Raw genomic sequence first — 11,438 nt, 5'->3', positions numbered from 1 at the left:
CATCGCCCGGGGTTGAGGAATAGCTCAAGGGTGATGGAAGTCTCGCCCTCATTTCTTGCGCTGTTTGGCCTGCTTTTGGCCTTATGGACGGTCGGTGCCGGTTGGGCGATGATCAGGGCGAGTGCGCGTGTTGCCAATGCAGAAGCAACGCGGCGCAACGCCCGGCGACTTTCCCGGATGATCGAAGACTCGCCCGCAGTGCCATTGCTCGTCCGCGCGGATGGTCGCCTCGAAGGGCCCGATCGGTTGGCCGGTTGGCTGGGGCTCGATGCGATGCCCGAATATCTCAGCGAGCTGGCGGACGGATCACAAACACAAGGGCTGACAGAGGCGCAACTCGAAGAGTTGACCGACAAGGTTCGGCACACCCAACGGACCGCTGCGCCGTTTAGGATAAACCTGACCCCTCCCGGATCCAGAAAGGCATTGGGTTTGCGTGGGATGCTGGCGGACCCGTCTGTTTCGCCAAGCGGGGCGGCTTTGATTTGGGTCTTTGACTTCACCGAAAGTGAAGAGGAGCTGAGGGTGCTTCGCGATGAGGCAAGCCGTGCAAAGGAAGATTTTGGTGCGCTGGTTGGCCTTATTGAAGCGGCCCCTATGCCCATGTGGTTTCGGGGAAATGATTTACGTCTGAGACTGGTGAATAGCGCCTATGTTGCTGCCGTGGGGGCTGACACACCGGATGCCGCTGTCACCAAGCAGATTGAGCTTGTCGAAGAAGTGAATGGTGTGAGCGCGGCCAAGGTCGCCCAACAGGCTGGCGAACGACGACAGCCGATTGAGCGGATCGTTACCGCAACTATCAATGGTGCACGTCGAAGCCTGCGCGTCACTGACCTTCCTTTGGGCGAAGAGGGTATTGCAGGATACGCCGTCGATATCGAGGAGATGGAGGAGCAGGCACGAGAGTTTCGCGCATTCCGCGAAGCGCAGCGATCCATGCTCGATCAGCTATCGATTGGCGTCGCGCAGTTTGATGCCGAGCGGCGCATGATATTTGCGAACCAGCCTTTCCACCGTGTCTTTTTACTTCCACCGGGAATCGTCAATGAGCGCACCGGTTTTGAGCAGATGTTGATGGTTGCCCGCGACAATGGGCGCACGCCTGAGGTGCGCGATTTTCCTGCATGGCGTACCGAAATGGGCGAGTGGTTTGCAACGGACACTACTCAGGAAGAGACGTGGACTCTAAGAGATAGTACACACTTGCGGATTGTAGCGCAGCCTATGCCTGATGGTGGCCTGGTTATGATCGCTGAAGACCTGACAGAGCAGCTTGCGCTGTCGGCGACGCGGGACACGCTTTTACGTACGCGCACGGCAACCTTTGACAATTTATTCGAGGCATTGGCGGTCTTTGCCCCTGATGGCAGTCTCGAACTTTGGAACCGTGGTTTCCCTGGCGTTTGGGGATTGGAAGATGAAGTGCTGGATGGTCACCCACAAGCCGAGGATCTGCTGAATGCCATCAGCAAGAACCTAACGCATCCTGATAAAGTCTCGCAGCTTAACACTGTCATTCGTGCGGCGACTTTGGATCGCAAGAAAAGTCAGGGGTCTGCCGAGCTGTCGGACGGGCGAAGTCTGCAGTACGAGGGGGTTCCGCTGCCTGATGGAAACGGGCTGTTAACGGTACTTGATGTCACCGCTTCGCGCGATGCAGAGGAGGCGTTGCGAGAACGAAATCGGGCTCTGGAAGAAGCGGATGCGGTGATGACTCGCTTCCTTGCAAATATGAGTTATGAATTCCGAACACCGCTAACGACTATTGGCGGGTTTGCAGAGCTGCTGACCAGCGGCGCGGTCGGTGAGCTGTCCCCGCAAGCTAAGGAGTATGTTGAGGCCATCGCGATTTCTGTCGGCAAGCTGACAGAGCAGGTCGAAAATGTGCTCGATCTGTCGCAGAGCGAGGCGGGTCTAATGCCGCTTTCGAAATCCAAGTTCGAGCTATTGCCCCTGGTCGCGCAGATTGCTCGCAAGCGTGAGAAGACAATCCTTGACGGTGGGCTGACACTGGATCTGCGCGGTGATCCGGACAAGAAAATCAGCGCCGATCCCCAACAATTGCGGCGCGCCATAGGGCACTTACTCGATAACGCTATCGCCGCGACGCCACGCGATGGCAAAATCCTGGTCGATATGAAGAAGTCCAAAGGGGCCACCCGGATCGTCATTTCGGACAATGGCAAGGGCATGAGCCCGCACGAGCTTGGGCGTGCTTTGGAAGGCATTCGACCGACTCACGATGGCAAGGGCATTGAGCGGCGCAGTGGGCTAGGTATTCCTCTGGTCCGTCAACTCGTTGAAGCCCATGATGGAACGCTGGAAATCGTCTCACGCAAGGGTGTGGGGACAACGGCGACAATCACGCTGCCGTGACGCAAGCCGTGATCAGATATTTGCCTGATTTGGCTGCTATGACCGCCTTCGGGCAGCAGATTTCTGTGCACCTCAAAGCGGGCGATGTGGTGTCCCTGACTGGCGATTTAGGGGCGGGAAAAACGACTTTGGCTCGCGCGATTATCGCGGCACTCGGCCACGCGGGCGAAGTGCCGTCTCCGACATTCACTATCCTTGAAACTTACGAGCATTTGACTACGCCACTTGTGCATGCCGATTTTTATCGGCTGAAACACGCGAGCGAGGTGCAAGAGCTGGGCCTAGACGACTATCGCGAGGGCGCAGTTCTGATTGCAGAGTGGCCTGAGAATGCCGGTGGTTTTTCACATGAACCATCTTGTCTTGCGATTACGCTGGAAACCGTGGGTGATGGCCGTCAGGCCATTGTCGAAGCAGGCATCGGTTGGCAAAGCCGTTTCCCATGAGCAAGTTGCCCGATGGACTAGAAGAGTTCGTTCAATCTGCCGGTTGGGGCGCCGAGACCGGCGTTGCGATTGAGCCATTGCCCGGAGATGCATCGTTTCGGCGATATTTTCGCCTTCGCCGGGATGGCGAGACCGCGATGTTGATGTTTGCTCCACCTCCAGAGGAGGACCCAGCACCATTTCTGAAAGTTGCACGCTATCTGCGTGCGCAGGGTATGCGAGCCCCTCGCATAATTGCTGATGATACGGCGAAAGGGTGGGTGCTGACAGAGGATTTCGGCGATGATCGCGTGCGCGAACATATTGATGCTCACCCTGATCGGGAAGAACGGGTTTATGCAGACGCGATAGACGCGCTGATTGCTCTTCATGACAAGCCAGCGGGTCCGTTCGACCCATATGACATGGCGGTTTATCAACGGGAAGCCGCGTTGCTGACCGAATGGTATTTTCCGGCAATGGGTTTGAGCGTCGATACCGATTCCTATGTCAGGGCGTGGGATGATACACTCGCGGCTATGACGGCTCGGCAAGTGCCAGGCGTTACAGTCCTCAGAGACTACCATGCGGAAAACATCATGTTACCAACTGATGGATCGCAGGGCTTGATTGATTTTCAGGACGCGCTTGTCGGCCATGCCGCTTACGATCTTGTCTCGTTGCTGCAGGATGCGCGCAGAGATGTTGCGCCGGATTTGGAGCGCAAAATGCTGGATCGCTATATCGCCGCAACTGATCCGGGCTCCGATTTTGAAGCCGACTATGCGCGGCTTGGTGCGCAACGAAATGCGAAGATCGTTGGCATCTTTACGCGGCTCGCCAAACGCGATGGCAAAGAGCGTTACCTTTCCATGATCCCGCGGGTCTGGGCCTTGATGGAACGCGATCTTGCGCACCCTGCGCTTGCGCCTATTGCGGCCTGGTTTGATCAGAATATTCCGCAACAGGTCCGTAACAGAAACGGCGCAGGCATTTCATGACTAAACTGGTGTCGGACACAGCTATGATCATGGCCGCAGGCATGGGCAAGCGTATGCGTCCGTTGACCGCTACTCAGCCCAAGCCGATGGTACGCGTAGCGGGCAAACCTCTCATCGATCATGCGCTTGACCGCCTGCAGGATGCTGGCCTCGCCAAAGCAATAATCAATGTGCATTATCTAGCTGATGCATTGGAAGCGCACGTCTTGGAGCGCACTTCACCCTCGATTGCGATCTCTGATGAGCGGGAGCTATTGCTCGAAACGGGTGGCGGAATGATCAAGGCATTCAGCGAAGATATGCTGCCTGATCCATTCTTTTGCTGCAATGCTGACAACATCTGGCTGGATGGTCCGCGCGATGCCTTTGCCGATTTATCCGGGCGTTGGAACCCGGATGAAATGGACGCACTTCTGCTGCTGGTATCGCACGATCAGGCGATGAATTTCAGCGGCAAGGGCGATTTCGGCATGGATGGTCTCGGTCGGTTGAAACGCCGCGTGCCCAGTCGCATTGCCCCATTTATTTACACGGGCATACAGCTGGTTTCCCATCGGTTGCTGCGTGACGCGCCTGATGGCAAGTTTTCTACCAACATCCTGTGGAACCGAGCCATGGAAGAAGGGCGATTGTTCGGCGTCGCTTTCACGGGCACCTGGTTTGAAGTCGGAACACCCCAAGCTATTGCACCAACAGAGGATGCGCTCAGGCGTGGGTGAGGGCACTCCCGACACGAAAACACGCCCAGAGGTTTACTCCATTGCGGCCCATAGGGGGTTTGTTGACGCACTCGTTGCCGGTCTCGTCCCTCGTTACAATGATCCGGTTTTTGGTCTTGCACAGCTAACACTGTTGTTGCCCAGCACGCGCGCTCAACGCCTCGTGAACGAGGCCTTCATTCGGCATGCTGGGGCTAACGATCAGTCCGGTCTGCTCATGCCCCGAATGGTCGTAGTGGGCGATCTCGACCTGGATGAAGCGCTAGGTGCGCTGCTCGATCCCCTTGGCGCAAATGACATTCCTCCGGCTATTGAGCCAACGCGCCGCTGGCTGGCGCTCGCGCAAATGATTGAGGCTGAGCTTAGCAAACAAAGTCGCGGTGATGCTCCCAAAGGCGCAACTGCGCTTCGCCTTGCGCGCGAGTTCGCTGCGACCATGGACCGGCTATTGATTGAAGAAGTTCCGCCGCGTGATTTGGTAGGGCAAGCCGTTCTTGATCGGCTGGGCGATCTGTCTGCACATTGGATACGCTCGCTGCACACGTTCATTGGCGTGCAGGATGCGTGGTTGGAGCAGCTTCAGAAATGGGGTGCAGTCGATGGCGCGACCCGGCGCAACCTGCTGTTCGACAAGGCGGCACAGCGCTGGAAGGCGGAGCCGCCGCAAACGCACATTATCGCCGCAGGCGTTACCAGTGCCGCACCGGCGCTCGCGAGGATGCTGCGGGTCATTAGTGAATTGCCCAACGGTGCGGTGATACTACCCGACCTCGATCAAACTATGAGCGAAGAGGTATGGGGTGAACTTGGCCCTGCAGGTGCAAAGCAAGCGCCCGATGATGAGGCTTTCGGTCGGCTTGATGCAGTCACACACCCTCAGTATCATCTGAAGCTGCTACTCAACCGGATGGGCGTGGCGCGTGAGGAGGTCCGCCCCTGGCATCGCAAGGGGATGAGCGCAGCGGAGCCAGAGCGCAGTCATGCGATCTCCGCGATTTTTCTGCCTCCTAAAGCAAGCCGGGACTGGGTGTCACTGCCCGCCGAAAAACGTCGGCTTTCTGGTGTTCGTATCATGCAGAGCGCCAACCCGGAAGAAGAAGCGCAGGCCGTTGCGGTCTTGGTGCGTCAGGCATTGGAAGAACCGCAAAAGCGTATTGCGATCATCACGCCGGATCGGGGGCTGGCTCGGCGTGTTGTTCAGCATCTGCGCCGCTGGGATATTGAGGCTGACGATTCAGCTGGTCGCCCACTATCGCAAACTGCTGCAGGCCGAGCGTTCCTGCTCTGCGCCGAGATTGCAGCAAGCGGCATATCGCCAGTCGCGCTGATGGCGCTTGCTATGCACCCCTTGGTCAACGGCGGAATGGAGCGCGGTATCTGGCTGCGTCATGCGCGCTTGCTAGAGCGTAAACTGCGTGGTCCTCGCCCCCGTTCTGGCATCGAGCCGATTGACGCTCTGGTTGCGATAATTGCTAAGAAAAACCCGCAGGTCTCTGAGTGGTGGGAGGCATTTTCTGGAGCGCTGGCCCCACTGCTGGAGCTATCCGAAGAGACAACTCTCTCGGCGATACTTGCCGCACTCACCCGCAGTGCTGAGAGACTATGCGGTGAGCGCGTCTGGGCCCGCGAGGATGGGCGCGCACTCGCGCGGTTTGTCGAGGATTTGCAGCATTATTCCGCCGGATCGGGGACAAGCATTCAGCGTGTCGAAGCCGAAATAGTCTTGCGCGATGCAATGGAGCAGATTGCGGTACGACCGCCCTATGGCGGACATGCGCGCGTTGCGGTCTATGGTTTGCTGGAATCGCGTTTGAGCCGCGCGGATATGGTCATATGTGCGGGCCTGAATGAAGGCGTCTGGCCGCCGCGTAGCGGAACGGATGCGTTGCTCGCCCCTCCGGTTCTTCGTGCGTTGGGCGTACCGGGCGCAGATTTCCGTTTAGGCTTGTCGGCGCATGATCTGGCCGGCGCATTGGGCGCACCAGAGGTCATCCTGAGCAGAGCCGCGCGCGATGAAGCCGGGCCAACAATTCCGTCGCGGTTTCTGCTTCGCGTGCAAGCATTGCTTGGCGACTTACAGCCGCGTCATCTCGAGAAAGATGCGGTACAACTGGCTCAGCAGCTTGCCCGCCCACAACCTCAGCCAGATATGTATGCGCGGCCAATGCCTAATCCCACCGAGGCTCAACGGAATGTATCTTTAGGTGTGACTGCGCTGGATCGTCTGCGGGGTGATCCCTACCAATTCTACGCGCGGTCTATACTCGGCCTGCCGGTGCTTGATCCGCTTGAAGCGGAGCCATCGGCAGCGTGGCAGGGGCAGGTGGCGCATTTGATACTGGAGCGTTGGCACAAGGCACGCAAGTCCGATCCCACCGCCCGACTGGCACCCATCATGGATGCTGTGATGGATGAAAAAAACGCTCATCCGTTGATGCGTGGATTGTGGCAACCTCGATTGCTCGCGGCGCTCGAATGGATCGAGACCACGGTTTCAAGCTATGATGACCGTGAGGTCCTGGATGTAGAAGTCGACGGGCATATGTATGTCGATGGCGTGCGCGTGCATGGCCGGGCGGACCGACTTGATCGCATGGAAGACGGAACCCTGGGCATTGTTGATTACAAAACGGGCAAGCCGCCATCTTCTGCGATGGTCGAAGAAGGGTTTGCACTGCAGTTGGGATTGTTGGGCCTGATTGCGCGTGATGGAGGGTTTAGCGGCATTGCCGGTGATCCCACCGCGTTTGAGTATTGGTCCCTAGGCAAAGCGAAAAGCAGCGGAGATGGCCCGGAGTTTGGGTACATCGAAACACCGGTGAAGGTCGGTAACAAGCGAAGTGGCGTTGCGCCGGAGGATTTCCTGCCTATCGCTGACAAGCACCTGCGTGATGCGATTGCTCGCTTTATCACCGGTGCAGAGCCCTTCACGGCTAAACTTAATCCAGATTTCAGCGGCTATTCTGACTATGATCAATTGATGCGACTGGAGGAATGGCTGCCGCACATGGCCGAGGACGAAAAACCGTGAGCGGCGCGGTATACCAACTGCACGGCGCACAACGCGACGCGGTCGACCCACGCGACAGCGTATGGTTATCTGCATCGGCGGGTACCGGAAAAACTCAGGTTCTCTCGGCCCGCGTTTTGCGGCTCTTGCTCGAAAAGCACGTGCAGCCTTCCGATATCCTCTGCCTTACTTTCACCAAGGCCGGCGCGACCGAAATGGCGGTCCGCGTGAATGAGGTACTGGCGCGTTGGGTGCGTTTGCCCGCTACGAAACTTGCAGAGGAATTGAGCCATTTGGGCGCCCCGGTTGGTCCTGAGACTCAGGCACGCGCGCGTTCTCTGTTTGCAAGTGTTCTCGATTGCCCTGGTGGCGGTTTGCGGATCGACACCATTCATGCCTTCGCGCAGTATTTGCTGGCGGCATTTCCAGAAGAAGCGGGTATTATTCCCGGTGCTCGGGCAATGGAAGATCGTGAACGCGAGTTGCTGAGCGAAGAGGTACTTGGCGATTTGCTGGCCGACGCAGAGAAACAAAATGATCACGAAACCCTGAGCGCTGTCGCGCAAATGAGCCGCGCCAAGGGTGCGGACAGCGTGCGCAGCTGGTTGATGCGATGTGCGGGATTTGGCGCGTTATGGCGCGCGCCGACTGAACTCGCTGCTCCAATGCGGTCGCGTATCTGCCGGTTGCTTGGGATGCCAACAGATGCCGATAGCGCATGGGCGGAGGCAGCATGCGCCGATGATGTATTCCCCGTGGAAGGGCTTAGAGTATGTGCGGCCATCAATGCTGAATGGGGCAGCAAGACGGGCATCGCAAACGCCGACGCATGCTCTGATTGGCTGGTGGCCGATCCCGCGACACGCCTTGCAACCTTGCACACATTCTTCGGCACGATCCTGACCAAGGCGGGTTTGCCTAGTCGTCTTTCCAATCTTGAGAAAATTGATCCCGCTTATGCAATGCATATCAATACGGTTCTGGAAGGGATCAAAACGGCCAGTCAGCGCAAGGTCTTGCTGGAACTTGCCGACTTTCTTGTTTCGCAACTTTCGCTCGGTCGCAAATTTGCACTCAGATGGGATCAGACGAAGCAGCGCGAAGGCTTGGTAGATTTTGACGATCAGATTCAGCGCGCCGCAGACCTATTGAGCAATAGCGAGCTGTCCGACTGGATCCGTTACAAACTTGATCGCAGTTTCGACCACATCCTGATTGATGAAGCGCAGGATACCAATCAGGTGCAATGGTCGATCATTGATGGTCTGATTAGCGATTTCTTCAGCGGTGAGGGCGCGCGCGGTGACGCGATCCGCACGATCTTCACTGTAGGTGACTATAAACAGGCGATCTTCGGTTTCCAGGGCACCAGCCCAGAGAATTTCGCCGAGGCACAGCGGCGCGTTGCGACACAAATGGATCAAGTTGCTGATAGCGTGGAAACTATGCGCGGAGGTCCGAAGAAGCGGCGCCTCCAAGGCCTTGATCTTGATCGCTCGTTCCGCACCGCACAACCTGTGTTGACCTTTGTTGATCGTGCTATTGCTGCGGTTGGTCACGAAGAATTTGGGCTGGATAGCGTGCCGCCGGAGCATATTGGCGATGATAGGCCTGGGCTTGTTGCGCAATGGAACCTGGTCGTTGATGGCGAAGATCAAGACGACGTCGGTGAAGAGACCTGGCTTTCACGCCATGATCGTAAGTTGGCTGACAATATCGCACGGCAAATCAAGGCGTGGATGGACGATGGCTTCCCGCTGGTGAAAGGTGAAAAGCCGGGCATAGCGCGCCGTGCAACACCTGGCGACGTAATGGTGCTCGTGCGCAAAAGACGAGAGCTGGCCTCGCTGATAGTTGCGAGGCTATATACTTATGGCGTTGCAGTTGCGGGCGTTGACCGATTGAGATTAGGTGCGCCTCTGGCCGTTCAAGACCTGATGGCAGCATTACGGTTCGCTGCGCAGCCCCTTGACGATTTGAACTTGGCTTGCCTGCTTGTTTCACCGCTATGTGGCTGGAGCCAAGAGGATTTGCTGGAGCACGGCTATCGCAATCCCGAAGTGAAGATGTCGCTTTGGGAGCATTTACGAGCGAGCGATTCTCCGTTGGTCATAGAGACTCTGACGAGTTTGCGCGAAATCTTGCGGCGCGCCGATTTCGAAATGCCACAAGCGTTGCTACATTGGATTTTGACCGGGCCGCTTGATGGGCGACGTCGGCTGGTGGCGAGACTGGGCTCAGAAGCCAACGATCCGATTGATGAGCTTCTCAATGCAGCAAATGCTTTTGCCGCAGCGCAAACTGCGAGCCTCCAAGGCTTCATTCGTTGGTTTGATGCAGGTGACGGGGAGCTGAAGCGAGAAGCTGGTGAGGCCCGCGATCAAGTTCGTGTGATGACTGTGCATGGCTCCAAAGGCCTGCAGGCACCGATAGTCATTCTTGCAGATGCTGCGATGGGACCGGATTCGCCACGCGATCTGGTGTTGGAGGAGCCTCAGCTTGATGGGACATCGGGCAAGAAGGTTCCTGTGCCGGCCTTGCGCAAGGAGCAGCTTGTTGGTGTTGTCGCACGGGCACATGATAACGCCCAGAAATCGGAGACCGAAGAGCACTGGCGTTTGCTTTATGTGGCTATGACCCGTGCGGAAGAGGCGCTGTTTGTGGCAGGCTCGCTCGGATCGCGTGATGCGAAACGTGGCGTTGCTCACGAAGATAGCTGGTATTCCAGACTGATCCCGCTTTTTGAGCTGGAGCCGCTTGAGGACGCGATCTGGGGCGCGCGGCGAGAATGGGGCAAGCTTAGCGACGCTGTGGTGCCCACACGACAGTCTGAAGCTGATAGCAGCGCACAGCTACCTGATTGGCTGATGCGGCCTGCGCCAGAGGAACCGCGTCCACCAAAACCGCTCGCGCCATCTGGTCTTGGCGAAATGGAGGGCAGCGACCCGCCGCTGTTACCCGAGCAGCCGAGTGGAGCGGCGCGGCGCGGTGTGTTGATCCATGCGCTGCTTGAGCGTTTGCCGGATGTCCCAGCGGGTCAGCGAGAAACGACCGCCACCACATGGCTGGCAAGGCAGGCACCAGACTTGCCTGACGATGCGCGACAAGAAATGCTAACGCAAAGCCTCGCTGTGGTCACAGACCCGGACTTTGCAGATATCTTTGCGCCCGGCGCCTTGGCGGAGGTTCCCCTGTCTGCTGTGGTGGAGGGGCAAGTGATCACTGGAATCGCGGATCGGCTTTTGGTTACTGCGGATCGCGTTGTTGTGGTCGACTTTAAAACTGCGCGGCGACCTCCGCTGACCCAAGATGCTATTCCTGACAGTATACTCAAGCAGATGGCCGCCTACACCGCCGCGCTAGAGGTGATTTACCCAGACCGCGCGGTACAGGCGGCGGTGCTCTATACACAGACGCCGCAGCTCTTCGCCTTGTCGGCGGATATGCTCGCGCCATACAAGACCCGCTTCGCAGATAAGCAGGAAAGCTTTGTGCTCCCGGCGCTTGAGTAGCGGCGAACCATACCCATCTCTACGGCAATACAAACTTGGAGAATTTCCATGGCAACAGTGAATGTTACCGATGCTAGTTTTCAGGCAGATGTGCTTGAGGCGGACAAACCAGTTCTGGTCGACTTCTGGGCAGATTGGTGCGGACCGTGCAAGATGATTGCCCCGGCACTTGAAGAAATCAGCGATGAGTTGGCTGATCAGGTGACGATCGCAAAGGTCGACATCGTCGATAACACGGACATTGCGACGAAGCTCGGTATTCAGGGCATTCCGTATCTTGCGATTTACAAGAATGGCGAGATTGTAGCTGAGCAAAAGGGTGCGACGCCCAAAAGCCAGCTTAAGGCATGGATCGAAAGCGCGCTATAAGTTCTTATTAGCGTTGGTGGCTC

7 protein-coding genes are annotated in these 11,438 nt (G+C 57.4%); all 7 read left to right on the top strand.

All coding sequences use genetic code 11. The features are described 5' to 3' along the window. Positions 1-33 precede the first annotated feature (33 nt). The 7 genes from ACZ1GM_RS09950 to trxA are packed head-to-tail and all read left to right on the top strand — an operon-like array spanning position 34 to position 11,415. Positions 34-2,379, top strand: coding sequence for a sensor histidine kinase (locus ACZ1GM_RS09950; protein WP_472676320.1), 2,346 nt, complete (start codon positions 34-36; stop codon positions 2,377-2,379). A gap of 8 nt (positions 2,380-2,387) precedes the next feature. Next, complete coding sequence (gene tsaE, locus ACZ1GM_RS09945; protein ID WP_472676319.1) at positions 2,388-2,825, top strand: tRNA (adenosine(37)-N6)-threonylcarbamoyltransferase complex ATPase subunit type 1 TsaE; 438 nt, start codon at positions 2,388-2,390, stop codon at positions 2,823-2,825. Next, positions 2,822-3,805 (top strand): aminoglycoside phosphotransferase family protein, encoded by a 984-nt coding sequence (locus tag ACZ1GM_RS09940; RefSeq protein ID WP_472676318.1) that lies wholly within the window; start codon positions 2,822-2,824, stop codon positions 3,803-3,805. Before tsaE ends, ACZ1GM_RS09940 begins: the two co-directional genes overlap by 4 nt. Further along, positions 3,802-4,524, top strand: coding sequence for a nucleotidyltransferase family protein (locus tag ACZ1GM_RS09935; protein WP_472676317.1), 723 nt, complete (start codon positions 3,802-3,804; stop codon positions 4,522-4,524). Before ACZ1GM_RS09940 ends, ACZ1GM_RS09935 begins: the two co-directional genes overlap by 4 nt. Next, positions 4,517-7,555, top strand: coding sequence for a double-strand break repair protein AddB (gene addB, locus ACZ1GM_RS09930; RefSeq protein WP_472676316.1), 3,039 nt, complete (start codon positions 4,517-4,519; stop codon positions 7,553-7,555). The genes ACZ1GM_RS09935 and addB overlap by 8 nt, the downstream gene beginning before the upstream one ends. Beyond that, positions 7,552-11,046 carry a double-strand break repair helicase AddA gene (gene addA, locus ACZ1GM_RS09925; protein ID WP_472676315.1) on the top strand — a complete coding sequence of 1,165 codons (3,495 nt, stop codon included), beginning with the start codon at positions 7,552-7,554 and terminating at the stop codon, positions 11,044-11,046. The genes addB and addA overlap by 4 nt, the downstream gene beginning before the upstream one ends. Before the next feature lie 48 nt (positions 11,047-11,094). Next, the gene (trxA, locus tag ACZ1GM_RS09920; RefSeq protein ID WP_472676314.1) at positions 11,095-11,415 is read left to right on the top strand and encodes a thioredoxin; all 321 of its coding nucleotides are present in this window, start codon (positions 11,095-11,097) and stop codon (positions 11,413-11,415) included. Positions 11,416-11,438: the final 23 nt, after the last annotated feature.

The organism is Qipengyuania sp. JB2-7 (assembly GCF_055693485.1).
Note: the sequence above shows the minus strand (reverse complement) of the source record. Positions and strands in the feature narration are given on the sequence as shown.